Source organism: Amnibacterium flavum (assembly GCF_003097495.1).
Lineage (GTDB): Bacteria > Actinomycetota > Actinomycetes > Actinomycetales > Microbacteriaceae > Naasia > Naasia flava.
This window is the reverse complement of record NZ_QEOP01000004.1, coordinates 151,390-175,691: the sequence shown is the minus strand read 5'-3', so window position 1 is coordinate 175,691 and position 24,302 is coordinate 151,390. Positions and strand designations below refer to the sequence as shown.

Annotated in this window: 24 protein-coding genes and 1 tRNA gene; 12 read left to right on the top strand and 13 right to left on the bottom strand. The window is 68.6% G+C overall.

What is annotated here, in order from left to right; all coding sequences use genetic code 11:
* On the top strand, nucleotides 1-301 hold a 301-nt coding region (locus tag DDQ50_RS16015; RefSeq protein WP_116757795.1), incomplete at its 5' end, for a TOBE domain-containing protein.
* A 148-nt stretch (nucleotides 302-449) separates the two neighbouring features.
* The gene (locus tag DDQ50_RS16010; RefSeq protein ID WP_116757815.1) at nucleotides 450-1,514 is read left to right on the top strand and encodes a sodium:calcium antiporter; all 1,065 of its coding nucleotides are present in this window, start codon (nucleotides 450-452) and stop codon (nucleotides 1,512-1,514) included.
* 132 nt (nucleotides 1,515-1,646) lie between these two features.
* Here the strand turns inward: DDQ50_RS16010 and DDQ50_RS16005 are convergent, their stop codons facing one another.
* Entirely contained in the window at nucleotides 1,647-1,904 is a 258-nt protein-coding gene (locus tag DDQ50_RS16005; RefSeq protein ID WP_116757794.1) for a hypothetical protein, read from the bottom strand.
* A gap of 235 nt (nucleotides 1,905-2,139) precedes the next feature.
* Nucleotides 2,140-2,211: transfer RNA gene (locus DDQ50_RS16000), tRNA-Gln, on the bottom strand.
* A gap of 193 nt (nucleotides 2,212-2,404) precedes the next feature.
* Here DDQ50_RS16000 and DDQ50_RS15995 point away from each other — a divergent pair.
* Nucleotides 2,405-2,902 (top strand): MarR family winged helix-turn-helix transcriptional regulator, encoded by a 498-nt coding sequence (locus DDQ50_RS15995; protein WP_116757793.1) that lies wholly within the window; start codon nucleotides 2,405-2,407, stop codon nucleotides 2,900-2,902.
* Between the two features lie 7 nt (nucleotides 2,903-2,909).
* Here the strand turns inward: DDQ50_RS15995 and DDQ50_RS15990 are convergent, their stop codons facing one another.
* Together DDQ50_RS15990 and DDQ50_RS15985 are read right to left on the bottom strand one after the other, a co-directional pair.
* A complete protein-coding gene (locus DDQ50_RS15990) occupies nucleotides 2,910-3,782 on the bottom strand; it encodes a pentapeptide repeat-containing protein (protein WP_116757792.1) in 873 nt (290 codons plus the stop codon).
* Between the two features lie 3 nt (nucleotides 3,783-3,785).
* On the bottom strand, nucleotides 3,786-5,591 hold the full coding sequence (locus tag DDQ50_RS15985; protein WP_116757791.1) for an ABC-F family ATP-binding cassette domain-containing protein: 1,806 nt from the start codon (nucleotides 5,589-5,591) through the stop codon (nucleotides 3,786-3,788).
* 129 nt (nucleotides 5,592-5,720) lie between these two features.
* On the opposite strand from DDQ50_RS15985, the gene DDQ50_RS15980 reads away from it, so the two are divergent.
* Nucleotides 5,721-6,575, top strand: coding sequence for an MTAP family purine nucleoside phosphorylase (locus DDQ50_RS15980; RefSeq protein WP_240614473.1), 855 nt, complete (start codon nucleotides 5,721-5,723; stop codon nucleotides 6,573-6,575).
* A complete protein-coding gene (locus tag DDQ50_RS15975) occupies nucleotides 6,572-7,636 on the top strand; it encodes an NAD-dependent epimerase/dehydratase family protein (RefSeq protein ID WP_116757790.1) in 1,065 nt (354 codons plus the stop codon). Before DDQ50_RS15980 ends, DDQ50_RS15975 begins: the two co-directional genes overlap by 4 nt.
* Nucleotides 7,637-7,705: 69 nt before the next feature.
* On the opposite strand, the gene DDQ50_RS15970 is transcribed toward DDQ50_RS15975, so the two are convergent.
* The gene (locus DDQ50_RS15970; protein WP_116757789.1) at nucleotides 7,706-8,392 is read right to left on the bottom strand and encodes a hypothetical protein; all 687 of its coding nucleotides are present in this window, start codon (nucleotides 8,390-8,392) and stop codon (nucleotides 7,706-7,708) included.
* Nucleotides 8,393-8,617: 225 nt separating this feature from the next.
* On the opposite strand from DDQ50_RS15970, the gene DDQ50_RS15965 reads away from it, so the two are divergent.
* From DDQ50_RS15965 to DDQ50_RS15955, 3 genes are read left to right on the top strand one after another with little or no spacing between them, the layout of a single operon-like run.
* Nucleotides 8,618-9,310: a glycosyltransferase family 2 protein gene (locus DDQ50_RS15965; protein ID WP_377940309.1), complete on the top strand. Its 693-nt coding sequence runs from the start codon at nucleotides 8,618-8,620 to the stop codon at nucleotides 9,308-9,310.
* Nucleotides 9,307-9,951 (top strand): TIGR04282 family arsenosugar biosynthesis glycosyltransferase, encoded by a 645-nt coding sequence (locus tag DDQ50_RS15960; protein WP_116757787.1) that lies wholly within the window; start codon nucleotides 9,307-9,309, stop codon nucleotides 9,949-9,951. Before DDQ50_RS15965 ends, DDQ50_RS15960 begins: the two co-directional genes overlap by 4 nt.
* Entirely contained in the window at nucleotides 9,948-10,646 is a 699-nt protein-coding gene (locus DDQ50_RS15955) for a class I SAM-dependent methyltransferase (protein ID WP_116757786.1), read from the top strand. The genes DDQ50_RS15960 and DDQ50_RS15955 overlap by 4 nt, the downstream gene beginning before the upstream one ends.
* Here DDQ50_RS15955 and DDQ50_RS15950 read toward each other — a convergent pair.
* The gene (locus tag DDQ50_RS15950; RefSeq protein WP_116757785.1) at nucleotides 10,595-11,041 is read right to left on the bottom strand and encodes a hypothetical protein; all 447 of its coding nucleotides are present in this window, start codon (nucleotides 11,039-11,041) and stop codon (nucleotides 10,595-10,597) included. The genes DDQ50_RS15955 and DDQ50_RS15950 overlap by 52 nt on opposite strands.
* On the bottom strand, nucleotides 11,038-12,303 hold the full coding sequence (locus DDQ50_RS15945; protein ID WP_116757784.1) for a molybdopterin-dependent oxidoreductase: 1,266 nt from the start codon (nucleotides 12,301-12,303) through the stop codon (nucleotides 11,038-11,040). The genes DDQ50_RS15950 and DDQ50_RS15945 overlap by 4 nt, the downstream gene beginning before the upstream one ends.
* Before the next feature lie 90 nt (nucleotides 12,304-12,393).
* On the opposite strand from DDQ50_RS15945, the gene DDQ50_RS15940 reads away from it, so the two are divergent.
* The 4 genes from DDQ50_RS15940 (at nucleotide 12,394) to DDQ50_RS15925 (ending at nucleotide 17,131) form a co-directional block, all read left to right on the top strand.
* Complete coding sequence (locus DDQ50_RS15940) at nucleotides 12,394-13,818, top strand: glycosyltransferase family 87 protein (RefSeq protein ID WP_116757783.1); 1,425 nt, start codon at nucleotides 12,394-12,396, stop codon at nucleotides 13,816-13,818.
* A 9-nt stretch (nucleotides 13,819-13,827) separates the two neighbouring features.
* Complete coding sequence (locus tag DDQ50_RS15935) at nucleotides 13,828-15,423, top strand: hypothetical protein (protein WP_116757782.1); 1,596 nt, start codon at nucleotides 13,828-13,830, stop codon at nucleotides 15,421-15,423.
* Nucleotides 15,424-15,479: 56 nt separating this feature from the next.
* Nucleotides 15,480-16,010: an MOSC domain-containing protein gene (locus tag DDQ50_RS15930; protein WP_116757781.1), complete on the top strand. Its 531-nt coding sequence runs from the start codon at nucleotides 15,480-15,482 to the stop codon at nucleotides 16,008-16,010.
* Between the two features lie 185 nt (nucleotides 16,011-16,195).
* Nucleotides 16,196-17,131, top strand: a complete 936-nt coding sequence (locus tag DDQ50_RS15925) for a linear amide C-N hydrolase (protein WP_116757780.1) — start codon at nucleotides 16,196-16,198, stop codon at nucleotides 17,129-17,131.
* A gap of 140 nt (nucleotides 17,132-17,271) precedes the next feature.
* On the opposite strand, the gene DDQ50_RS15920 is transcribed toward DDQ50_RS15925, so the two are convergent.
* The 6 genes from DDQ50_RS15920 to DDQ50_RS15895 all read right to left on the bottom strand — a co-directional run bounded on the left by DDQ50_RS15920 (nucleotide 17,272) and on the right by DDQ50_RS15895 (nucleotide 24,277).
* Nucleotides 17,272-18,201, bottom strand: a complete 930-nt coding sequence (locus DDQ50_RS15920; RefSeq protein WP_116757779.1) for a 4-(cytidine 5'-diphospho)-2-C-methyl-D-erythritol kinase — start codon at nucleotides 18,199-18,201, stop codon at nucleotides 17,272-17,274.
* A 121-nt stretch (nucleotides 18,202-18,322) separates the two neighbouring features.
* Complete coding sequence (locus DDQ50_RS15915) at nucleotides 18,323-19,756, bottom strand: sialidase family protein (RefSeq protein WP_133245991.1); 1,434 nt, start codon at nucleotides 19,754-19,756, stop codon at nucleotides 18,323-18,325.
* Nucleotides 19,757-19,846: 90 nt separating this feature from the next.
* Nucleotides 19,847-20,698 carry a 16S rRNA (adenine(1518)-N(6)/adenine(1519)-N(6))-dimethyltransferase RsmA gene (gene rsmA / locus DDQ50_RS15910; RefSeq protein ID WP_116757813.1) on the bottom strand — a complete coding sequence of 284 codons (852 nt, stop codon included), beginning with the start codon at nucleotides 20,696-20,698 and terminating at the stop codon, nucleotides 19,847-19,849.
* Between the two features lie 10 nt (nucleotides 20,699-20,708).
* Nucleotides 20,709-21,668 (bottom strand): TatD family hydrolase, encoded by a 960-nt coding sequence (locus DDQ50_RS15905; protein ID WP_116757777.1) that lies wholly within the window; start codon nucleotides 21,666-21,668, stop codon nucleotides 20,709-20,711.
* Nucleotides 21,669-21,672: 4 nt separating this feature from the next.
* Nucleotides 21,673-23,280: a methionine--tRNA ligase gene (gene metG / locus DDQ50_RS15900; RefSeq protein ID WP_116757776.1), complete on the bottom strand. Its 1,608-nt coding sequence runs from the start codon at nucleotides 23,278-23,280 to the stop codon at nucleotides 21,673-21,675.
* A gap of 76 nt (nucleotides 23,281-23,356) precedes the next feature.
* Nucleotides 23,357-24,277: an NADP-dependent oxidoreductase gene (locus tag DDQ50_RS15895; RefSeq protein ID WP_205663675.1), complete on the bottom strand. Its 921-nt coding sequence runs from the start codon at nucleotides 24,275-24,277 to the stop codon at nucleotides 23,357-23,359.
* Nucleotides 24,278-24,302: the final 25 nt, after the last annotated feature.

The window sequence follows — 24,302 nt, the reverse complement described above, 5'->3', positions numbered from 1 at the left end:
CGTCTCGGCTGCCACCGGCACGTCGGTCACCGTCGGTGTGCGCCCCGAGGATGTCATCGTCTCCACCACCCAGGGCCAGGGCCTCGAAGTCACCGTCGACCTCGTCGAAGAACTCGGCGCCGACGGCTACCTCTACGGCCATACGGAACACACGACCACGCGCACCGATATCGTCGTGAGAGTCGACGGCCGACTCCACCCCAAGAACGGCGAGACGGTCTACCTGACTCCGAACCCCGACCACCTGCACGTGTTCGATTCGGACTCCGGCGATCGACTGGTCGCGCGAACCGCGGTCTGACGACGCGCTCCCTCTGACCGACTCACGGAAGCACGAGCCTCCGCATTCCGTCGAATGCCTCCGCCCCACCATCCGTCCCGGCTACCAATGAGCTGTGTCGGCCGGGTCGGCGGCAACCGACCCGCCGCACGTGGGGTTCACTGAGACGATGGAATCGTGGCCGCTGTGGCTCCTGGCTGTGGTCTTCGCGGCAGCCGCCGCGGTCGTCTGGGTGGCGGGCATCCAATTGTCCAAGACCACCGATGTCCTCGATGATCGACTGCATCTCGGAAGCGCACTCGGTGGGCTGATCGTCCTCGCGGTCGCGACCAACCTTCCTGAGATCGCCATCACGGTCAGCGCCGCTATTTCGGGCAACCTCGACGTCGCCGTGGGCAACATCCTGGGTGGGATCGCCATTCAGACCGTCGTGATCGTGATCCTCGACGCGTTCGGTAAGCGCGGTAGGGACGTCGATCCGCTCACCTACCGGGCCGCATCGCTGGTATTGGTCCTCGAGGCCATCACGGTGATGGCGGTCCTGTTCGCCGTCATCGCCGGAAGCCAGCTCCCCGGCGACATCGTGTTCGCTCGACTCACCCCCGACGTCGTCCTGATCGCCGCACTATGGATCGTGGGACTGATGCTCGTGCGCCGAGCGGGTAAGCATCTCCCGTGGCATGAGAACGGGCACTCCCCCGGATCGACGCCGCATCCTTCCGGCCATCGCCGCCGAGCTCCCGAGTCGCCGCACAGGGAGCGGTCGACGTGGCGGGTAGCGGGCGTGTTCGTCGCCGCGGCCGTGGCGACGCTTGCGGCCGGCGTGGTTCTCGAACGATCGGGCGACGCGGCCGCGGGTCAGCTGGGGCTGTCGGGAGTGCTTTTCGGAGCCACGATCCTGGCCCTCGCAACCTCCCTGCCCGAGATCTCGACCGGCCTTCAGGCGATCAGACAGGGCGATGACAATCTGGCGATCAGCGACATCTTCGGCGGCAACGCCTTCCTGCCCGTCCTCTTCCTCGTGGCAACTGTCGTCTCCGGCAAAGCCGTACTCCCCGACGCCTCGGCGGCCGACCTGTACCTGACCGCCCTCGCAGGACTCCTCACCCTTGTGTACGCCGTCGGGCTCATCTTCCGCTCGAGGAAGCGCGTCGGCGGGATGGGAGTGGACTCGCTCGTCGTGCTGGCCCTCTATCTCGTGGGCGTCGCGGGGCTCATAGTGATTTCTGCGTGATCGGCGATCCGCACCAGGCTCCGCAGTGGAACCGGGTCCTGATCCAGTTCCTGGCGCGCTGAGCCCACTCTCTGCAACGAAGAACGCCCCGACCGGAGAGGTCGGGGCGTTCTCGTGTCTTCTGCGAGCCGGTCAGGCGGCTCTGCCGAGCGACAGCACGGTCGCCGGCTCAGCCGTCTCGTCTGCCGGGTGCTCGACGAGCGCGATCACCCGGTTGGCCATGAAGCGGCCGGTGCGCACCGGGGTTCCTCCGCGCGTCACCTCGGCCACCTCGACCAGTCCCCGTCCATGTGTCACATCGACGCGTCGGCCCGCGCGCGTCGCTTCGATCTCGTACGTACGGGTCGTTCCACCCGCGTCGACGACCACTTCCACGCGGTCACCCTTCATGTCGTCCTCCTCAGGCTCCACTGAGTACAACAATCCTGATCAGCCCGCTGTTCCCCTGCGCAACCAGCACCGCGGACCCGATTCGGCCTCGACCCGCGCGAGCGACGCCTCCGACTCCACGGCCATAGCGAGGCACCCAGCCGAAGAACTCGTCCTCATTCATCGTCAGATCGTCTGAGACAGTTTCGACCGGCTCATCCCGTGACGCGGCGCGACCCGCTCGACGCCTAGCCAGCTCCGCCACCAGGATTCGAACCTGGTCCTAACAGCTCCAAAGGCTGTCGTGCTGCCGTTACACCATGGCGGACCGCTCCAGAGAGCGTCACAAGTCTGCCAGACCGAGGGCCTCGCACCCCCGATCGACGACGGCTGCGGAGAGTGAACCAGCATCCTGCCACGTGGCCATCGGCAGCGGCATCTCCCGTCGATCTGTCAAACCCTCGGGTCCTGGGTAACGCCCGGTTCAGGCGGCGGGGGCGGGCCGAAGCCATAATGAGGGGATGGCCGAGAGCGACGAGGTGGACCGCATCGTCGAGTCCTGGCAGCGCGAGCGCCCCGACCTCGACTTCGCTCCCCTGCAGGTTCTGTCGCGCGTGAAGCGGCTCTCGATCCACCTCGAACGCGCCCGCCGGTCATCGTTCGCGCACGCCGAACTGGACTCGTGGGAGTTCGACGTGCTCGCAGCTCTCCGGCGCGCGGGGTCTCCCCACGAGCTGAGTCCGAAGGCGCTGCTGCAGCAGAACCATGTGTCCTCGGGCACCATGACGAACCGGATCGACCGGCTGGCGGAACGCGGGCTGGTCGAGCGCCGCATCCACCCGAACGACGGCCGCGGGGTACTGGTGGCGCTCACGCCCGACGGGTTGACCCGCGTCGACACCGCCATCTCGCGCCTGCTCGCTGCCGAATCCGACCTGCTCGAAGGCCTCTCCCGCAGCGATGTCGAAGAACTCACCGGGCTGCTGCGCAGGCTCAGCATCGCCTTCGACATCGTCTGAGCCCATGTCAGGCGAGCCGACCCGCCCAATGGGTCGGCCGTTCGAAACCGTGCGGCAGCCGTGTCGCGTCGTCGCCCCGCGCGCTGTTCACCTGCATCTGGGTGAGGAAGATCGCGCCGTCGAGGTTCGCGCCCGACAGGTCGGCGTCGCGCAGGTCCACTCCGAGGAGATCGCACAGCTCGAGATCCGCACCCGAGAGGTCCGCGGCGATGAGGATCGAGCCGCGCAGCGTTCGCCCACGCAGGTCTGCACCCGCGAGATCGACCCCCATCAGATCGCTGCCCGGCTGGAGCTTACGAGCCCGCTTCGGTTTTGGGGTCGATGCGGACGCGATCACGAACCCTTTGCGTGCGAGCTCGCTGGCACGGACCAGCAGTGCACGACTCGCGTCGAACTGCGCATCGACATCGAGCGAGGTCAGCGTCTCGGCGGACTCCTCGGTGAGTGCGCGAACCCGCTCGAACTCGACTACCCACTCCGCTGACGGCGCGAGAGGGGTCACGAGCGAGATCGCCTCGTCGAGATACCAGAGCAGCTCGTGCAGCCGGCGCATGATCGGGAAGCTCGCGAACATGCGCATCCGCACCTCAGGGTCGTCCCGCCACGACCTGCCGGCGAAGGTGCGCTGCGAGATCTTCTGGCCCGCACCGAAGCAATCGAAGACCGTGCAGCCCTTGAAGCCTCGATCGCGCAGCTGCGGGTGGATGCGGCAGCCGTCATGGGCGTCGAGGTTGACGCACGGGTCACCCGCCGGCTTGTCGAACGGGAAGTCGGCCGACTTCGCGAACGCCAGCGCGACGCAGCAGAGACCGAAGCAGTTGTCGCAGTCGGCGCCGAGATCGTCACGACGGCCGAGCGCGACCCTCGTGCGCTCCCCCACGGGTCAGCCTTCGAGCAGTTCGGACAGCTCCAGCCAGCGCAGCTCGAGCTCGGAGAGCTTCTCGTCGAGGTCGGCGACCTTGCGCTGCAGAGCCCCGAGACCGTCGTAGTCGGACTGATCGTGAGCCGCGAACGCCGCGTGCAGCTCGAGCCGCTCGGTGTTCGCCTTCTGCATGCGCCGATCGATCGACGACAGCTCCTTCTCCGCGTTGCGCTTCTCGGCACCCGTCAGGCTGGAGACGTGTTGCGTCGGCGAACCGCCTGCCGCGACCGGAGCCGCAGCCTCCGCCCGCTCCGTCGCGCGGCGCAGCTCGAGGTACTGCTCCACACCTCGGGGCAGGTGCCGGAGGTGGCCGCCCAGCACCGCGTACTGCTGATCGGTGACGCGCTCGATCAGGTAGCGGTCATGCGACACGACGACGAGGGTGCCCGGCCACGAGTCGAGGAGGTCCTCCATCGCGGCGAGCATGTCGGTGTCGAGATCGTTCGTGGGCTCATCGAGGATCAGCACGTTCGGCTCGTCGAGGAGGATGAGCAGCAGCTGCAGCCGACGCTTCTGACCGCCCGACAGGTCCTTCACCGGCGTGGACAGCTGCGCCGATGAGAACCCCAGCCGTTCGAGCAGCTGGCCGGGGGTGAGCTCGACCGCGTTCGATCCGGTGCCGCTCACGTACCCGCTGCGCAGTCGGCCGATGACCGTCGAGACGCGCTCGTCGCCGACCTCGTCGAGCCCGGTCAACTGCTGGTTGAGGGTGGCCACGCGCACGGTCTTGCCGCGCTTGACCCGCCCGCCCGTCGGGGACAGCTCACCCGTGATCAGCCCGAGCAGAGTGCTCTTCCCCGCGCCGTTGGCGCCCAGGATCCCCGTCCGCTCACCGGGCGCGATGCGCCATTCGATGTCGTCGAGCACGGGCTTGTTCGGGTAGGCGAACGAGGCGTGCTCGAGATCGACCACATCCTTGCCGAGACGCGAAGTGGCCAGACGAGCGAGCGAGACCGAGTCGCGGATGGGCGGCTCGTCCTCGATCAGCTGGTTGGCGGCGTCGATGCGGAACTTGGGCTTGGCCGTGCGTGCGGGGGCGCCGCGGCGCAGCCAGGCGAGCTCCTTGCGCATCAGGTTCTTGCGCTTCGCCTCGGTCGCGGCCGACATGCGGTCGCGCTCGACGCGCTGGAGGATGTAGGCCGCGTAGCCGCCCTCGAAGGGCTCGACGATGCGGTCGTGCACCTCCCAGGTCTCGGTGCAGACCTCGTCGAGGAACCACCGATCGTGGGTCACGACGACCAGCGCCGACGAGTTCGCGGGCCAGCGGTTCTTCACGTGCTCGGCCAGCCAGGCGATGCCCTCGACGTCGAGGTGGTTGGTCGGCTCGTCGAGCATGAGGACATCCCAGTCCCCGACGAGCAGGCGCGCCAGCGAGACGCGGCGGCGCTGCCCGCCGGACAGGGCGTCGAGGTCGGCGTGCCAGTCGAGGTCGGCGACGAGACCCGAGATGACATCGCGGATGCGGGTGTCGCCCGCCCACTCGTGCTCGGGGGTGTCGCCGACGATGGCCTCCGCCACCGTGCGTGCGGCACCGAAGTCGTCGCGCTGGGTCAGCACGCCGACGGTGACACCGCCGCGACGCGACACCTTGCCGGAATCGGGTTCGAGGTCGCCGGCGAGCATCCGCAGGAGGGACGACTTGCCGTCGCCGTTGCGCCCGACGATGCCGATGCGGTCGCCGTCGGTCACGCCGACGGTCACCGACTCGAAGACCACTTTCGTGGGGTACTCGAGCCCGAGCCGCTCGGCCCCGAGGAGATGTGCCACCCCGCAAGGGTACGCGGTACGAACGTGCGGCCGCCGCCACTCCCCCCATCGCGGCTCGGCCCGTCCGCGTCCCGGCTCACTAAGAGAACGCGATGGGAGACTGGACGGAACGTCATCAGTGGAGGCACCGTGTCAGATCAGATAAGCGACCAGTCCCAGCGGGCCCGGATCGGCATCGTCGGGGGATCCGGTCTCTACCGCTTGTTCGACGACGCCCCCGACGCCGTGGAACTCGACATCCTCACCCCCTACGGGCCGACATCCAGTCCGGTGACGATCGGCACCATGGCGGGCAAGCGCGTCGCCTTCCTCACCCGGCACGGGCGGGATCACTCCGTCGCACCCCATCTGATCAACTACCGCGCCAACGTGTGGGCGCTCGCCTCGCTCGGAGTCCGGGCGGTCCTGTCCTCGTCGGCCGTCGGAAGCATCAGCTCCGAGCATGCTCCGGGCGCGCTGATCGTGCCCGATCAGATCATCGATCGCACCCACGGACGGCGTGACACATTCTTCGACGAGGGCGAGGTGCAGCATCTGCCCTTCGCCGAGCCGTTCGATCCTGCTCTACGGGCGATCGCGAACTCGACATTGGAAGCGATCGGTGAAACCTTCGCCCCCACCGCTACCGCCGTGATCATCCAAGGGCCACGCTTCTCGTCGCGGGCTGAGGCCGAGTGGTTCCGGTCGGCCGGCGGACACATCGTGAATATGACCCTCTACCCCGAAGTCGCCCTCGCCGCTGAGCTCGGCATGGGGGCCCTGAATCTGTCCTTCGCCACCGACTCGGATATCGACGAGGGGGATGGGGCCGAGGGCGAGGGCCTCTCGGCCGATCTCGTCTTCGTGCGACTGAGAGAGGCGCAGCCGCGCATCATCGCGGCGATCGAATCGATCATCGCCGCCCTTCCGGACGACTACGAGCCCCCTCGACCGATAGCCGCCGATGCTGTCGCGAGGGTCCTCGCACGCCCGGTCTCCTCGTGACCCGACGCCTACTCGTCACGGGGGGTGCCGGATTCATCGGCCGGGCCGTCGTCGGTGCCGCCCTCGCCGCAGGCTGGGAAGTGCGAGTGCTCGACTCGTTGCGCTCCGATGTGCACGGCGAGACGGCTCCGCTTCCCGATCGCGTCGAGTTCGTACGCGGCGACGTGACCTCATCCGATGACGTGGCCTCGGCCCTCGACGGGGTCGAGGTCGTCTCCCATCAGGCTGCCAAGGTCGGCCTGGGTGTCAACTTCTCGGAGGCCCCCGACTACGTGCGCTCGAATGTTCTGGGAACTTCGGTGCTGCTGGCCGCGATGACCGATGCGTCGGTGCGACGACTCGTGCTCGCATCGTCGATGGTGGTCTACGGCGAAGGAAGCTACGCCGCGGGAGGGCGAAGGGTCCGCCCTCCCGCCCGCCGGGCCGCGGATCTCGACGCCGGACGCTTCGAGCCGCTCGATCCCGCCACCGGGCGTCCCCTCGAACCGATGCTGGTGAGCGAGGACGACGGGGTCGACCCACGCAATGTGTATGCCGCCACCAAGCTCGCACAGGAGCATCTCGCCGCGGCCTGGGTGATTGCGACGGGCGGGTCGGCCGCTGCGTTGCGTTACCACAACGTCTACGGGCCCGGGATGCCGCAGAACACCCCGTACGCGGGAGTCGCCTCGCTGTTCCGCTCGGCTCTCGAACGCGGCGAGGCACCGCGTGTCTACGAGGACGGAGCGCAGCGTCGGGACTTCGTCCATGTTCGGGACGTGGCGTCGGCGGGCATTGCTGCGCTCGACTGGACGGCGCGATTCGAGGGCGCCTTCCGGCCCTTCAACGTGGGAAGCGGGGTCGTGCACACGGTGGGCGACCTGGCGAATGAGCTCAGCCGCGGACGCGGGGGGCCCGAGCCCATCATCACCGGCGAGTACAGGTTGGGGGACGTGCGGCACATCACGGCATCGTCGGCCCGCCTGCGCGACGAGCTCGGCTGGACCGCCTGCGTCTCATTCGAGGACGGGATGCGCGAGTTCGCGACGGCGCCCCTCCGGCCCGCGGTGGCGGCGGGCTGAGGCTCGGGTGGCTCGCGCACGAAGAAGGGCCCCGCCGGTTGGCGGGGCCCTTCCTCTGCGTGAGCTAGATCAAGCAGCAGCAGCGGCGGTGATCTTGGCGATTCCGACGAGGAAGTCGGGCGTCAGTGCATCGGTGCCGAAGGTCTCGTTCAGCAGGGGCGCTGCGTCCTCGGAGAGGAGCACACGGGTTCCTTCGAGCACAGCGTTGCCTGCATCGTCGGTGGCCAGCGGCTTGAGCGTGGTTCCGTCGAGGTTGAAGATGAAGACATCCTCGCCCGCGACCTCGCCGTTGACCGTGACGGTTCCCGTCAGGCGCGAGGTTCCCGGGTCGATGACGAAATCGGTCAGTTCGACGACGGTCTCACCGGCGGTCAGGGAGATTCCCGAACCCATGTGGTCGATCTCGCCCTGCACGTAGGGACGGTAGTCCTCTTCGGGATCATAGTAGTCGACGTTGCCGCCCGTGATCGGGAAGGACAGCGTGCCGTCGGTGAGGGTCGCGTTGCCGACCAGGCCGAGGGTCAGACCGAGGCTGGTGGCAGCGTCGACGAAGCCCTGGTCCAGTGTCACCTGGGTGTCGACACCGGAGAGCTCCGGGATCGAAGCCAGGGGCTCCGGGGCGGCTTCTGCCGTCGCAGACGATCCACTGTCGTTCGAGGTGTCGTCGGTCGAGGTGCTGGTCGAGCACGCGGCGAGACCGGCGATCATGAGGCCGGCGGCACCGAGGGCGATTGTGGTCTTGTAGAACTTGCGCATGAGTTTCTCTTTTCCTAAAGCTGTGTTTCCAGGACGTGAAGGTGTTCGCCGCCCTGACCGAAAGAGAGTGGCCAACTCAGCTGATACTCAGAAATCTCCCAACTCGAGATGAGCCCGCCCACGTCGGTGGGGCCACGCACGACTATCGCGGAGCGGAGAGCCGAGGCGTCCACACAGGGTAGGCGGGAGGTTTCTCACGGAACTCCTCAGTAGTGTCGCGACATGATCCAAGCCGCCACCGTCGACGTGGTGTTCCCCTGTCTCGATGAGGCCTCCGCGCTTCCGTGGGTGCTCAGCCGGGTTCCCGAGGGCTTTCGCTCGATCGTCGTCGACAACGGCTCCACCGACGGCTCTCCCGACATAGCCGCCGCACATGGCGCGCTCGTCGTGCGTGAGGCTCGTCGCGGCTTCGGAGCAGCCGCGCACGCCGGGCTCGAAGCAGCAACCGCGCAGATCGTTGCCTTCTGCGACGCCGACAGCTCGATGGACCCCGCGGACCTCCCCCGAGTGGTGGACCCCGTGCTCGCGGGAGAGGCGGACCTGGTCCTGGGTCGCAGAATCTCCACCAGCCGCGGAGCATGGCCTCTGCACGCAAGGATCGCCAATCTCGAACTCGCCCGCCGATTGCGGGCCCTGACAGGCCTCCCCGTCCACGACCTCGGTCCGATGAGGGCTTTCCGCCGCACCGAGGCGCTGTCGCTCGGTCTCGAGGACCGGCGCAGCGGTTACCCCCTCGAACTGTTCCTGCGGGCCTGGTCCGCGGGCTGGCGGATCACGGAGGTGGAGACGGGGTACTCGCCGCGGGTCGGCCGCTCCAAGGTGACCGGCACCGCGCGGGGCACGATCCAAGCCGTGACCGACATGACTCGCCTTCTCCGCGAAGTCCGCGAGACGATCTCCAAGGAGACCACCCCATGACGACCATCGCTGTAATCGCCAAGGCGTGCTTACCGGGCAAGGTGAAGACCCGGCTCACTCCCCCGCTCTCCCCCGAGCATGCAGCGGAACTGGCATCGGCGAGCCTCGCCGACAGCCTCGACGCTGTCTCGGCGACACCCGCCACGAGGCGAATCCTCTTCTTCGAGGGTGGGGCCCGCGATGTCCCGCCCGAAGCACACGGCTACGAGGTCGTCCCTCAACCCACGGGTGATCTCGACGTGCGGCTGGGTCACCTCTTCGATCTGATCGACGAGCCGCTGCTCCTCGTCGGCATGGACACCCCTCAGCTCACGCCCGAATTGCTCGCCCCCGCTCTGGCAATGGGTGGGAACATGCCAGATGCCTGGTTCGGTCCGGCACGCGACGGTGGATTCTGGGCGCTCGGCATGGCCGCGCCCGACGGGTCACTGATTCGCGGTGTCGGAATGTCACTCGACACGACAGGTGCGCAGCAGCTTGAGCGCCTGGAACAGGCAGGGTTGCGAATCGGCATCCTGCCCGAGCTCGTCGACGTCGACCACATAGAGGAAGCGGCATCTGTTGCGGCCGTGGTCCCCGACGGGAGGTTCGCCGCCGTCTTCCAATCATTTTCCGCCTTCGATCCGAACATCCTCCGATGACTATCGACATGAAGCGCAACGGCGCCACCGAGGCGCGCGTCGGCACGTTCGGCGCCGGCGGGGCGGAGCCCTACGCTTCGGCACTGGCCGAGAGCTCCTTTCCCCGCGTTCTCACCCTCCGGCGCCGCGGCCATGCCGCGGTCGGTGAGGTCGACATCGAACGGTGGCGTGCCGACGCCGACGAGACCGACATCAGCCTGCTCGCAACCTCAGTGGGCCCTGTGCTCGACATCGGTTGCGGGCCGGGGCGGATGGTCCGTGCAGCCATGGCGCAGGGGTTGTCCGCGCTCGGCATCGATGTGTCTCACGCCGCGGTGAAGCTGGCGGCCGAGTCCGGTCTGACTGTTCTGACCCGCTCGGTGTTCGAGCCGCTCCCCCGCGAGCACGGCTGGGAGACCGTGCTACTGCTCGATGGCAACCTCGGCATCGGCGGCGACGTGACCTCCCTGCTCGTCCGCTGCCGTGAACTGCTCGCACCGGGGGGAACGATCATCGTCGAGACCAATGTCGATCCTGACGCCGACACCGTCGAGGATTACACCCTGGCCGACGAGGACGGGCGGGAAAGCGATCCGTTCCCGTGGGCCGAGGTCGGAGTACACGCCCTGAGCTACTACATCGACAAGGCAGGCCTCACGGTCGATCAGGTCTGGGAAGTCGACTCACGCACCTTCTGCCGGTTGCGCAGCAGGTAGACCATCGAGCCCGCGGCGGCCACGACGATCAGCGTCACCCACAGCACGACGAGTCGCAGCCCGTAGTCGCCCGTCAGGATCGTGGGGTTGGCGGGCGACTTCGCCTGCGCGAACAGTTCAGGAACCACGAACAGCGATACAACAGCGCCGATGACGAGCGCGACCTCAATCAGGCCCAGCACTGCCCACGGCACTCGTTTCCCCGCACGCCGCATTGCCAACGAGACGAACAGGACTATCGGTGACAGGACTGCATCGTGCACCACGATGACCCCGAGGATCCATATCGCGACCCCGACGATCTGGTCGGTTCGCTGAGTGGTCAGCAGCTGAACGGCCCCGCCGACGACAGTCCCGACGCCGAGGAGGATCAGAGCTGCTCGTGCCGCCTTCATCGGATCACCTCGACGATCGAGAGCCACTTGGTCTGCAGCACACCCGGTCTGCCCGGCGCGATGATCCGTGCGGGGTAGCCGTGCTCGAGGTCGAGGGTCTCGCCGTTCAGTTCGAGGGCGACCAGAGTGGTGGGATCCGACACGAAGTTCGCGTCCATCGTGGTCGTCTTGTACGGGCCACGCTCCTCGAGACTGCGCAGGCGGACCGGCACATCCGATTCACCCACCAGAGCGATGAGCTCGGCGAGGCGGACTCCACGCCAGTTCGCCATCTGGCTCCACCCCTCGACGCAGGCGATGGGCAGTCTCACGGTCGTCTGCGGCATGGCACGCAGTGCTGCCAGGTCGAGAACCCGGCGGTCGGCCGCTCCAACGACAGTGAGCACCCATGCTGGATCCAGAGCCGACGTCCTCACGTCGGCCTGCTTCGAGGTGCGGTTGATCGGAACACCCTGCGGCCCGTCTCCCTTCTTGCGTGGCCCGAAGAAGTTGACCGAGTCGAGCGGGGTGAGCGTCTGACCGACGGTCGTACCGACCAGCGTCACAGCGGAGAGGCCGACGGCGGCGATCACCGTGCGGCGGCTGACCTTCGCGGGTGGGGGCGGTGTGCTGTCGATGAAGGTCATCACCCGGCCGGTGAGCCCCCGAGTCGGACTGGCGTACGTCGGGTCCAGGCGATCGTCTTGGCGGTGCGATCGCTCGGTATCGTCCTCGTCGTCGAGGTATGCCTCGAGCACACCCTCGGGCCGGCCCCTGCGCCAGTGCCGCGAGATGACAGGTAGCTTCACCCCGATGTGGATGGCGAGCGAGCCGATGATCACGAACGACAACGCGTAATGCACCTGGAGGAAGTAGAACGGCAGCGGCAGGAACTGGAAGATGTTCAGCACGCCGATGACGAGCTGCAGCAACGAGGACCCGACGAACACCGCGATGGAGCCGCGCTCCAGCAGCTGGCCGATCGAACGCACCGGCGGGTAGGAGAAGAGGTCGGGGTAGACCGTCCAGAGCTTGCCGAGGATCAGCGGAATGCAGAGGATCCCGGTTGCAACGTGCACGCCCTGATTGAGCTGGTAGATCCAGAACGGCTGGTTGGGGAATCCCATCCAGGCGGCCGGATGCTGGATGAAGTGGCTTACCAGCCCCGTCGCGAAGCAGAGGAGGAAGGCTCCGCCGAGCAGGCGGCCGAGCACCACCGCCCGTCGGGGCGTGCGGGCCGGAGAGACGAGGCCCGCCCTCGCGAGGAACAGCAGCCGTCGCATCCCTGAAGCGAACCACAACATCCACGTTATTCGTCGCTAAAGCCTTCGCGGATTCCGTGTCGCTCAGGTCGGGTGCGACAGGATGAGCGAATGCGCGCGGCATTAGCGATCCTGCCCCTCGCCGCACTGACGGCACTCACTGCCTTCGCCGTGCTCTCGTTCGACACTTTCGAGCGGCAGCCGTCGAACGCGTTCTTCGGTCGCTCCGACTCCGTTCCACTGCTCGCCTGCGTCGCCGGCAGCTGGCTGCTCTTCGCAGCCGCGGTGCTCGCGGTTCGGCGCCTCCGTCCGCGAGGTGCAACGGTCGTCATCATCGTCGGGGCGGTCGCCATCGGCATCGCAGCCCTGGTGGGCCCCCCCAACACGAGCACCGACTCGGCACGGTACGCGTGGGACGGCATCGTCCAGAACTCCGGAGAGTCGCCTTACCGCTACACCCCGGCCAACGGCGCACTCGCCGACCTGCGTCCGACCTGGCTGTTCCCCGAACCGGTGATCAGCGGGGGCGAGCCCGACTGCGTCGGCGAGCGCATCGTCGGGGTGAAGGAGGTCGGCTCGGGCGACCTGATCTGCACCGCCTTGAACCGACCTGCGGTGCCGACCATCTATCCGCCTCTCGCCGAGATCTATTTCGCCGCGGTTCGACTGCTCGTCGCGCCCGAAGTGGGCTATATCGCGCTCCAGGTTGCCGGCCTCGTCGTGTCTCTGGCTGTGACGGCGCTACTGCTGGTGACTCTCCAACGCAGAGGCCTGCCCGTATGGTGGGCGGCGCTCTGGGCATGGTGCCCGCTCGTCGCCTCCGAGGCCGTCACGAACTCGCACGTCGACGCGCTCGGCGCCGCGTTCGCTCTCCTCGCCACCGTGCTCGTCACCGGCGGACGACGCATCTGGGGAGGGATCGCTCTCGGGGCCGCGATCGCAGTCAAGCTGATCCCGGTCATCGTCGCGCCCCCGCTGATCCGGCGCAAGCCGCTCGGCGTCGTCGTCGCCGCCGTCGGCACCTTCGCCCTGCTCTATGTGCCCTATGTGCTCAGCACGGGTATCGGAGTGATCGGATACCTGCCCGGCTACCTCAGCGAGGAAGGGTATGAGAACGGCAGTCGTTTCGCCCTCGTCCCGCCATTCGTCCCCGGCCCCGTCGCCACGCTGCTCATCGCCCTAGCCCTCGCGGTCGTCGCCGGCCTCGTATTCTGGAAGACGGATCCGGCATCGCCCTGGACCGGGCAGCTCGTACTCGTGGGCGTCACACTGCTGCTCGTCAGTCCGCGGTACCCCTGGTATGCGCTGCTTCTCGTTCCGTTCGTGGCGATGACGGGTCGGTGGGAGTGGTTCGCGGTCGTGCTGGCCCTCACCCTCCGCCAGTTCACTCCCCCGACAGCTGTCTTCGCGATCGCGCTGATCGTGGCCGGCGTAGTGGTAGCGATCGCCTCGTGGCGACGGGCCTCGCCTGAGCAGAGGGCGACGATCAGGCGCCTCGGGGCCCCATGGAGGCGGTCTCCGAGCAAGCCCACCTAATCTCGTCCGGTGACCTCGTCGCTGCTCCACCGCAGACCGGCCCCGATCGGGAACCCTGCGGGGACGCTGCAGCGCGGACGCGTCCTCCGCGACGCTGCGAGCATCGGAGCGTTCGCCTTCCTGCTGTCGGTTGCCTGGTCATGGGTGCCATCCGTCTGGTACGACGAGGCCGCGACGGTCGCATCGTCGACCCGCAGCTGGGCGGGCCTTGCCGCCGAGGTGGGCTCGGTGGACTCGGTACACGCGGTCTTCTACGCGTGCATGCACGTGTGGTTCGATCTCGTCGGTTATTCGCCGTTCAGCCTGCGTCTGCCGAGCGCCATCGCGGTCGCCGTCGCCGCGGCCGGCCTCGTCGCACTGCTGCATACCGTGTCGACGCGACGGATCGCCGTGATCGCGGGACTCGTGTTCAGCTTCCTTCCCCGGGTGGTCTGGGCGGGCGGCGAAGGTCGCTCATTCGCGCTCAGCACAGCCTTGACGGTCGGCATGTTGGCGCTCTTCGTTCACGCCTTCCAGCTCGGGGACGCTCCTCGACGAACTCGAACGCTGTGGTGGGCCGTCTACAGCGCGTTCGCTGCGCTGTCGGTAGCCGTCGTCCTCTACCTGGCGCTCGCCGTGGCGGCCGCAGGAGTGACGGCCGCCGTCATCCTGGTGCGGCACAGCCGGAACACGGCGGCACGCCGCGGGTTCACCGGTTGGTTGTGCGCGAGCATCGGTGCGCTCCTCATCACGGCACCTCTCACCTCGCGCACTATCGGCCAGTCCGGTCAGGTGTCCTGGATCGACCCCGTGGGTCGCAAGACCCTCAGAGACGTGATCGAGTTCCAGTTCTTCGCGGGGCACGCCAAGCTCGCCACCCTCTTCTGGCTGATCGCCATCGCGGGAGTGCTCTTCGCTGTTGCGCGGGTCGTCCGGGTTCGGCCTGGTCGGATCGGTGAGACGCACGCGCCGGCCACCGGGCTGACTCCGTCGGTGCTCGAACTCATGCTCCCTCTACTGATAGTGCCGCCCGCCGCCCTCATCATCGGCTCGCTGATCACATCGCCGCTGTACTCACCGCGCTACGCCACGTTCACCGCACCCGCCTTCGCGGTTCTCGTCGCGATCGCCCTGGCAGCACTGCGCCCGCGCTCAGTGCGCATCGCCGCGGTTGCCGCGCTCTTCCTCCTCTGCCTCATCCCCAACCTCGAGTACAAGCAGCCTGAGGCGAAACAGGACTCGAGCTGGTCGGAAGTCGCCGACTTCCTCGCCGACAGACGCGCCGAGCAAGCGAAGGGCACAAGCGAGGCCATCGTCTACGGCACATTGCGCTACCACCCGCTGGCATCCGCCCGGGTGACGGCATATGCGTATCCGGAGGCGTTCGAGGGGCTACGCGATGTCACTCTCGCGAAATCGCTCGACACGAGCGGGAAGCTGTGGGAGACCGAGTACCCCTTGACGAGCGTTGTCGGTGAGCTGCGAGACACCGACGTCGTCTGGCTTCTCACCAGCACATCGCGGGATCAGCGGCCGGCCGTGACGACGACGCTCGGCGGCGTCGGCTTCGTGCTCGACGACGAGTGGGATTTCGAGGGTGTACGGGTGCTGCGGTACGTCCGGTGACGAAAATGGAGAGATGCCGCAGACCCCGCGGCGCGCGGCCCATCGAGAGTTCTCGGGTGGCCGGCTCGGAATCGATCGACGTGGAGATCGCACTGCTCATCGTCTCCCCCGTTCACCGGTACGAGGGCCGGCCCGCCGACGGCCCGCTCCCCTCCGTCGGAGAGGAGACCCCCGACCGCATCGAGCTGCGGGCGAGACTCGGCGTCGTCGGCGACCGCTACTTCAACAAGGCGGCACACAGCCGTGCCGCCGTGACGCTGATGGCCATGGAGTCCGTCGAACAGCTCGTCGACGACCTCGCGCTGGAGGAGACGCCGGATCCGAGGGCGACCCGGCGCAACATCCTGCTGCGCGGCGCCAACGTCGACGCCCTGCGAGGCACGCGCTTCACTCTCGACAGCGGTCACGGACCGGTCGAGTTCCAGGGCAACCGTCCGGCCAATCCGTGCGCCTGGATGAACGTCACCCTCGCCCCGGGGGCGTTCAAGGCGCTGCGAGGTCGGGGCGGAATCCGGGCCACGCCGCTCACCGACGGGGTGCTCACGCTCGGGCCCGCCGTGCTCACGAGGAGCGAACCCGCCGACTGACCGCGCGGTGCGCTCGTGTCCTGCCCTTTCGCTTCGACGGGCTCAGCGGGCGCCCCGCCCATTGAGCGCAGCGAAATGAAGGGGGCGCCTCGACGGGCTCAGCGGGCGGGTGATCCGAGCCCGGATCGTCGTGTCCCGCCGAGTGGGGAGCGCGGCGAGCGCCCCTCGCGCCCTAGCGTTCAGACATGTGCACTCTCGTCCTGTGGAATGACAACCCGGTCGCGAAGGTCGTCGGCCGATCCCTCGACTGGATGTTCAGCGACGAGCCCGACCTGTGGTTCTATCCGCGCGGCCTCGAGCGCGACGGCCACGGCGGTGACGGCTCGACGAGATGGACGTCGCGGTATTCGAGCGTCGTGCTGAGCGGATGGCGCACCGGCAGCTCCGATGGAATCAACGAGCGCGGGCTGGCCGCCCACATCCTGTACCACGACGGCGCGATCTACGAGCCGGCCGACCAGCGCCCCACCCTCTCGCACGTCATGTGGGTGCAGTGGGCGCTCGATCAGTACTCCACCGTCGATGAGGTGCTCGATCACCTCGCCGACGTGCGGATCACCTCGCAGCTGGTCAACGGGATCGTCATGGCGCTGCACTTCGCCGTCGAGGACCGGACCGGCGACTCCGCGATCATCGAGCTCGTCGACGGCGCACTCGTCGTGCACCACGGGCCCGAATACCGGGTGATGACCAATGCGCCGAAGCTGGACGACCAGCTCGCGAATCTCGCCCGTTACTCCGCGTTCGGCGGCGACCTGCCGCTGCCGGGTGACATCGAGTCGCCGCAGCGGTTCGTCCGAGCCAACTACTTCCTCGAGCACCTGCCCGAACCGGCGGACGCTCGCGAGGTCGTCGCCGGGGTGCTGAGCGTCATCGGCAACACGGCTGTGCCGTTCGGGGCGCCCGACGGCGACTGGGGCACCTACCCGACCTGGTGGTTCGCCGCCGCCGACATCACCGCGCTGCGCTACTACTTCCGCTCCACGAGGAGCCCGTTCACCATCTGGGTCGATCTGGCCGACCTCGCCGATTCCCGCGAGGTGCGTTCGCTGAACCCGCGCGACCCCGAGCTGCAGGGCGAGGTGTCGGGCGCTCTCGCTCCGACCGCGCTGGCGTACTGAGGGTCCGGGTTCTCGATACGGTCTGCGGCCTACTCGACCGGTCTCGGTACGTGCCTGCGGCCTGCTCGACCTCCGAACAGATCCCCGCCTCACCACTCGGAGGTCGAGGAGCGCGGAGCGCGTACCGAGACCCGGGACCCTTAGTTCTGGACGACCTTCGCGCCGTGGGCCGGGGCCGTGACACGCACGGCCTGACGTCGCGCGGCGGAGAGAGCGATCTGCAGCTCGATGGCGGCGTCGGGGTCGGCGGCGAGGAACGCGATCGTCGGGCCCGAGCCCGACACGATGCCGGCGAGGGCGCCGTTGCTCTCGCCCAACTCCAGCGTCGCCGACAGCGACGGCATGAGGTGCAGCGCCGGGGCCTGGAGGTCGTTGTGCATGCTGTCGGCCAGCAGGTGCGGGTCACCGGCGCGCAGCGCCTGCAGGACCCCCGCGTCGACCTGCGGGGCGACGGCGATCGGTGACAGGTCGGCCGCGTTCCGTTCGCGGTGCAGGTCGAGCTCGCGGTACACGGTGGGGGTGCTCATGCCCTGCTCAGCGAGCACGAGGACCCAGTGGAAGACCCCCTGCGCGAGTGCGGGACTGAGTTCGTCACCCCGGCCCGTGCCGACGGCGGTGCCGCCCATCAGCGCGAACGGCACATCGGCGCCGAGTCCCGCAGCGAGGTCGTGGAGGTCCTCGCGGCTCATGCCGCAGCCCCACAGCGTCTCGCAGGCGAGGAGCGCGGCGGCGGCGTCGGCCGACCCTCCGCCCATGCCGCCGGCGATCGGCACCCGCTTGGTGATCTCGAGGTGCACTCCGCCGCGGTAGTCGGCGGCCCGGGCGAGCACGCGCGCGGCCTTGATGGCGATGTTCGACCCGTCGGTCTCGAGGCCGCTGGTGTCGATCGGGCCGTCGAACGAGACGGAGAAGTCGCTCGCCGGGAAGGCGCGCACCTCTTCGTAGAGCGAGACGGCCTGGTAGGCGGTCGCGACGTCGTGGTAGCCGTCGTCCTGCAGCTGGCCGACGCGCAGCGAGACGTTCAGCTTTCCCGGTGCCCGAACGGTGACGGGAGACGCCGGCGAGCTCATGCATCCAACCTAACCCGTACCGGCGAGACTCACGGACCGGGCCCCTCCCGCCCGGGTCGCCGAAGGCTCCGAGGCCGCGAACGGCGCCGGGCGGGCCGTTCGCGGCCTCACGCGATCGGGGTCAGTCCGAGGCGCGCTTCGTCCTCATCCGGGCGGTCTCGACGAGGGCTGCACCCGCGATCAGCGCCATCGCGCCGAGCGCGAACGGCATCTCGAGGGAGGCGCCGGTGTCGGGGAGGCGGGGGGCGACGACGACCGGCTGCGCGGCCGCGGCAGGCGATGCGGTGTCGGGCATCGCCGTCAGGACGGCCCGCGACAGCTCACCGGAATCGCTCACCCAGAGGAGCGACACCCGGTTGCCGAAGCCGACCAGCACCGGCGTCACGCCGTCGCCGGTCGAGTCGTAGAGCACCGGTGCAGTCCAGGTGAGCCCCCCGTCGACCGAGCTGATGGCACGGAGCTCCATGCTCGAACCCACCTCGACGTTGTAGGTCGCGACGAGAGCATCGTCGAGCGAGAACGCCCGGTACTCGTCGATGTCGGCTCCTCCCCCGTCGAAGGCCACGACGGGCGAGCCCCAGGTCGCACCGCCATCGGTGCTGCTGACGACGCGGAGGACCGGATCGCCCGACGCACCGTCGGCCGTGTAGGCGACGGCCATGCGGGCACCGTTGAGGGTCAGTTCGGGATCGTCGGCATCGACGACCGAGTCGAGGGTCAGCGGAGCGGACCAGGTGATCCCGTTGTCGGCGCTGCGGACCACGCGGATCGACTCGTCGGAGGTGCCGGGGTCCGTGAACAGGTAGACCACAGTCACCGTCGAGCCGGACTGGACGATGTGGGCGAGGTCGAGGCCGGCGGGAACGACGACGGCGGGCGAGGACCAGGTGGCGCCGTCCATGCTGACGGAGGTGTGGAACGAGTCCGCCCATACCACCGAGTCGAACTCGCTCCAGGCGAGCGTGGAGGACGTCGTCGATCGGGTGGCGTGGAGATCCGTCGGAGAACCGACCGCCGAGACCGCGGCCGGTGCGCCCCAGGTGACGCCTCCGTCGGACGTGGTCGATGCGGAGACGGTGCCGCTCTGGATCCAGGCGAGGGTCGCGGTCGATCCTGCGACGGCGATCTCGGGCTGCGATGCGCCCGAGACGACGACGAGCTGGCTGAAGGTCGAGCCGGCGTCGACGCTGACCGTCGCCATCACGTCGCTGTTCCAGCCGCTGAAGTACGCGAAACCGATCGTGGTTCCCGAGACGGACACGGAGACGTCGTCCGGGTACGTGTTCGGGGCGGTCAACGTCGTGATCGAGGACCAGGTGGCGCCTCCGTCCGTGGTGACCTGGAACTTGATGGCACCCCCGGGCGTGCTGTCGTCGATCCAGGAGGTCACGATGGTGGCGCCGTCCGACGCGACGACGGGATCGTCGGCGTCCGATGCCACGCTCGACGCCGGGGCCCAAGCCGCCTGGGTCACCGCGGAAGCAGCGAACGCCGGAGCGAGGGCGAGTAACCCCGCAGTCATCACGACGGCGGCGATACGGAACGGTGACTTCATGGACTGATCCCCCGGGCGCATCGGATCGCGCACATCGATCCTCGGGTACCGCGACGCCCCCGGAGGGCCGACACGCTCACCGAGCCGGGGTCAGCGCACGTTCAGCTGGGCTCTAGCGATGCGGATGAAGTCGTCGATCACGAGGATCTCGCCACGGGCCGTCGGCTCGATGCCGGCGTTCTCGAGCACGGCGACGGCCTGATCGCTCGAGCCCAGCACGCCCGCGAGCGCCTGCCGCAGCATCTTCCGGCGCTGACCGAACGCCGCGTCGACGAGACCGAACACGCGTCGACGCAGTTCCTCGTCGCCCCGCGGCTCCTCCCGTCGGGTGAAGCCGACGAGCACGGAGTCGACATTCGGGACGGGCCAGAAGATCTGCCGACTCACCCGGCCCGCGATGCTGAAATCGCCGTACCAGGCGGCCTTGACGCTGGGCGAACCGTAGGCCTTCGACCCCGGCCCGGCGGCGATGCGCTCGCCGACCTCGGCCTGCACCATGACGACCCCCGATCGGATGCTCGGGAAGTGCTCGAGGAAGTGCAGCAGCACCGGCACCGACACGTTGTACGGCAGGTTCGCCACGAGACGGACGGGATCGGGCAGCTCGGTCACGACCATCGCGTCGGCGATGCGGACGTCGAGGCGAGCTGCCGCGTCATCGCCCGCCATCTCGCGGACCGTCGCGGGCAGCTCGGCGCCGAGGCGGTCGTCGATCTCGACGGCGACGACCTCCGCACCCGACTCGAGGATGCCGAGTGTGAGGGAGCCCAGCCCCGGCCCGATCTCGACGACCCGCTCCCCTGCCTGCACCCCGGCGAGGCGCACGATGCGACGGACCGTATTCGGGTCGATCACGAAGTTCTGGCCGAGCTTCTTGGTCGGTTGGACCCCGAGCCGCGCGGCGATCATCCGGACCTCCGACGGCCCGAGAAGACCCGTCATGCTGAATCTCTCACGCGATGTCGGCGGCGAGCGGATCCGTGTCGCCCACACCGGACTCCTGGTCGGGCTCGGGGGGCTCGGAGTCCCACGAACCGTAGACGAGCTCGGTGTTCGAGCTGATCTGCGCCGCGAGCATGGAGGGGTCGGTGCCGAGGTAGTCGGCCATCGAGCGGAGCGTGTACGGCAGCAGATACGGAGCGTTCGGCCGCCCGCGCAGCGGCGTCGGCGTCAGGTAGGGCGCGTCGGTTTCGAGCAGCAGCTGAGCTCGAGGCAGGAACTCGAGAGCGTCGCGGATGTTCTGCGCGTTCTTGAAGGTCACCGTGCCGGCGAACGAGGCGTACCAGCCGTTGTCGGCGAGCACCCGCGCGAGCTCGAGGTCGCCCGAGAAGCAGTGGAACACCGTGTTCTCGGGTGCGCCGACCCGCAGCAGCGTCTTGACGACGTACTCGTGGGCGTCGCGATCGTGGATCTGGAGGGCGAGCCCGTGCTTCTTCGCGATCTCGATGTGCGCCTCGAAGCTCTCGAACTGCGAGGTGCGACCCTCGGGTCCGGTGCGGAAGAAGTCGAGACCGGTCTCGCCGATCGCACGGACGCGGGGCCGGCTGGCGAGCTCGTCGATCTCGGCGAGCGCCGCCTGCAGCTCGCCGCGTGCGGCGAGTTCGGGCGCTTCGTTGGGGTGCAGCGCAACGGCGGCGAGGATGCGGGGTTCGACCGCGGCGACCTCGGCCGACCAGCGACTCGTCTCGAGATCGGTTCCGACCTGGACGACCCCGCGCACGCCGACCGCGGAGGCCCGGTCGAGGTGCTCGCGGTAATCGAGCGAATTCGCGCCGTCCGCGATCTCGAGGTGGGTGTGGTTGTCGTAGACCGTGACGGTCAGCGCCTCGGGCAGCGGCGGGTAGTCGAGGTCCGCTCGCTCGTCTCCGTCGCGTCCGCGCTCGCGCAGATGGGTGGGGGGAAGGCTCGTCATCGCGTCACGCTCCTGCCGGCGCGGCCGCAGGGGTCTCGACCTCTTGCTCGATCCGCGGGAAGAGCGCCTCAAGCTTCGTCACCTGCGATCCGACCGGCAGCTGACCCCAACCCCCGGCGTCGCGGAGCGGCTGGACGGCGAGGGCGCCGAGCCCGGCCTCGGCACCGAGCGCGGTCCAGAGCTTGGCGGTCGCCTTGGGGATGACCGGGGAGAGCAGCACCGCGAGCGAACGCAGCCCCTCGGCGGCGGTGTACAGCACGGTGGCCAGACGCTCGCGGCGGGTCTCGTCCTTGGCGATGACCCACGGCTCCTGTTCGGTGATGTAGCCGTTGAGCTCCTCGACGATGGTCCACACCGCGCCGATGGCCTCGTGGATCGCGAACCGCTCCATGGCGGCATCCGCGTCGGCGGTCGCGCGGGCGACCGTCGCCTGGATCTTCAGGTCCGCCTCCGTGTACTCGCCCGGCGCGGGAACCACCCCGCCGACGTACCGGGTCACCATCGCGGTCACGCGGGAGGCGAGGTTGCCGAAGCCGTTGGCGAGCTCGGCCTGGTAGCGGGCCGACAGGTCCTCCCAGCTGAACGAGCCGTCCTGCCCGAAGGTGATGGCGCGCATGAAGTAGTAGCGGAAGGCGTCGGAGCCGAACACGTCGGTGATCTGCTCGGGGGCGATTCCGGTGAGCTTCGACTTCGACATCTTCTCGCCCCCGACGAGGAGCCAGCCGTGCGCGAAGACGTGCTTGGGGACCTCGAGCCCTGCGGCCATGAGCATGGCCGGCCAGATGACGGCGTGGAAGCGGAGGATGTCCTTGCCGACCAGTTGGATGCCGGGCCAGCGGCGCTCGAACTGCTCCTCGTCTTTGCCGTAGCCGACCGCGGTCGCGTAGTTGAGCAGTGCGTCGAACCACACGTAGAGGATGTGGTCGCCGTCCCACGGGATCGGGATGCCCCAGTCGAAGCTGGACCGCGAGATCGACAGGTCGGCGAGCCCCTGCTTGACGAACGAGACGACCTCGTTGCGCGCGCTCTCGGGCTGCACGAAATCGGGGCGCTCCTCATAGAGGGCGAGCAGCTTCTCCTGGAAGTCGCTCATGCGGAAGAAGTAGTTGCGCTCCTGCAGCAGCTCGACCGGCTTCGAGTGGATGGCGCAGACCTGCTGACCCTCGAACGGCCCGGTGCCCTCGACGAGCTCGCTCTGCTGCTTGTACTCCTCGCAGCCGACGCAGTAGTAGCCCTCGTACTCGCCCGTGTAGATGAAGCCGTCGTCGTGCAGCTTCGACACGAACGCCTGCACACCGGTCTCGTGCCGGGGCTGCGTCGTGCGGATGAAGTCGTCGTTGGCGATGTCGAGGGTCTCGAGCAGCGGGATCCACGACTCGGCGACGAGACGGTCGGCCCATTCGCCGGGCGTCATGCCTCCCGCGGCGGCGGTGCGGAGCATCTTCTGCCCGTGCTCGTCGGTGCCCGTGAGGAGCCAGGTGTCGTCGCCGGCCTGCCGGTGCCAGCGGGCCAGGACATCGGCGGCGACCTCGGTGTAGCCGTGCCCGATGTGCGGAACATCGCTGGGGTAGAAGATCGGCGTCGTGATGTAGAAGGAATCGCCGGAAGACATGGCTGACATCTTACTTCCGGCGCCCTGAGCCCCGGATCGCCGTTACGAGGCGGCGGCCCGGGCGGGCGGGATGGATTCAGGCGTAGGAGCGGACGTCGATGACGACCTTGCCCAGCCCGTGCCCCTCGGCGACGCGCTCGTAGGCCTCGCGAACCTGATCGAGGGGGTAGCTCGCGTAGACGGGCAGTTCGATCTGCCGGCAGGCGAGCAGACCGGCGAGCTCCTCGAGCACCGGCGCCGGCTCGACCGACGACTGACCGAGCGACTTCGCGCCGGTGCGCGTCGCGGCCTCGAAGTCGGCGATGGTGTTGATGCGGTGAGGCGAGACGCCCAGCCGTACCGCGAGGTCGACGCTTCCTTTGCCGCACGCGTCGATGAACGCGTCGACGCCCTCGGGTGCGAGCCGGCGGATGCGCTCGTCGACACCCGCGCCGTAGACGACGGGCTCGGCCAGCAGGCCCCGCAGGTAGCCGTGGTGCTCACGGCGCGCGGTCACGATGACCCTCGCTCCTCGCGCGACGGCGAGCTGGGTCGCGATGACTCCGACACCACCGGCCGCGCCGGCGACGACGACAGTATCGCCCTCCCTCACATCGACGGCCTCGATGCACGCCCAGGCGGTGGTTCCGACCACGTAAAGCCCGGCCGCCTGCTGCCAGTCGAGGACCTCGGGCTTCTCGATCACCCGATCGGCCGGAACCGTCACGAACTCGGCCTGGGCGTTGCGATCGTCGCTGAAGCCGATGACGGCATCGCCCACCGAAACGGACGTGACGCCCTCGCCGATCGCGGCGACGAGGCCTGCGAAGTCGCTGCCCTGCCCTTCCGGGAATCGGGCGGGATACCGGTCGGCCATCGCGCCCTCGCGGATGCCGATCTCTCCCGGGTTGACCCCCGCCGCGATGACGGCGACCATGACCTGACCAGGACCCGGCTTCCGGTTCTCGACGTCGACGAGCTCCAGCACATCCGGCCCGCCGTAGCTCGAAAACCTCACCGCCGCTGCCATGGGTGCCTCTCGT

Coding starts and splice junctions, on each gene's coding strand:
- DDQ50_RS15920 (WP_116757779.1), bottom strand. CDS start 18,201: ATGAGCTCGCCGGCGTCTCCCGTCACCGTTCGGGCACCGGGAAAGCTG.
- DDQ50_RS15945 (WP_116757784.1), bottom strand. CDS start 12,303: ATGCGACGGCTGCTGTTCCTCGCGAGGGCGGGCCTCGTCTCTCCGGCC.
- DDQ50_RS15995 (WP_116757793.1), top strand. CDS start 2,405: ATGGCCGAGAGCGACGAGGTGGACCGCATCGTCGAGTCCTGGCAGCGC.
- DDQ50_RS15940 (WP_116757783.1), top strand. CDS start 12,394: ATGCGCGCGGCATTAGCGATCCTGCCCCTCGCCGCACTGACGGCACTC.
- DDQ50_RS15955 (WP_116757786.1), top strand. CDS start 9,948: ATGACTATCGACATGAAGCGCAACGGCGCCACCGAGGCGCGCGTCGGC.
- metG (WP_116757776.1), bottom strand. CDS start 23,280: ATGTCTTCCGGCGATTCCTTCTACATCACGACGCCGATCTTCTACCCC.
- DDQ50_RS15915 (WP_133245991.1), bottom strand. CDS start 19,756: ATGAAGTCACCGTTCCGTATCGCCGCCGTCGTGATGACTGCGGGGTTA.
- DDQ50_RS16010 (WP_116757815.1), top strand. CDS start 450: ATGGAATCGTGGCCGCTGTGGCTCCTGGCTGTGGTCTTCGCGGCAGCC.
- DDQ50_RS15905 (WP_116757777.1), bottom strand. CDS start 21,668: ATGACGAGCCTTCCCCCCACCCATCTGCGCGAGCGCGGACGCGACGGA.
- DDQ50_RS15970 (WP_116757789.1), bottom strand. CDS start 8,392: ATGCGCAAGTTCTACAAGACCACAATCGCCCTCGGTGCCGCCGGCCTC.
- rsmA (WP_116757813.1), bottom strand. CDS start 20,698: ATGACGGGTCTTCTCGGGCCGTCGGAGGTCCGGATGATCGCCGCGCGG.
- DDQ50_RS16005 (WP_116757794.1), bottom strand. CDS start 1,904: ATGAAGGGTGACCGCGTGGAAGTGGTCGTCGACGCGGGTGGAACGACC.
- DDQ50_RS15960 (WP_116757787.1), top strand. CDS start 9,307: ATGACGACCATCGCTGTAATCGCCAAGGCGTGCTTACCGGGCAAGGTG.
- DDQ50_RS15925 (WP_116757780.1), top strand. CDS start 16,196: ATGTGCACTCTCGTCCTGTGGAATGACAACCCGGTCGCGAAGGTCGTC.
- DDQ50_RS15950 (WP_116757785.1), bottom strand. CDS start 11,041: ATGAAGGCGGCACGAGCAGCTCTGATCCTCCTCGGCGTCGGGACTGTC.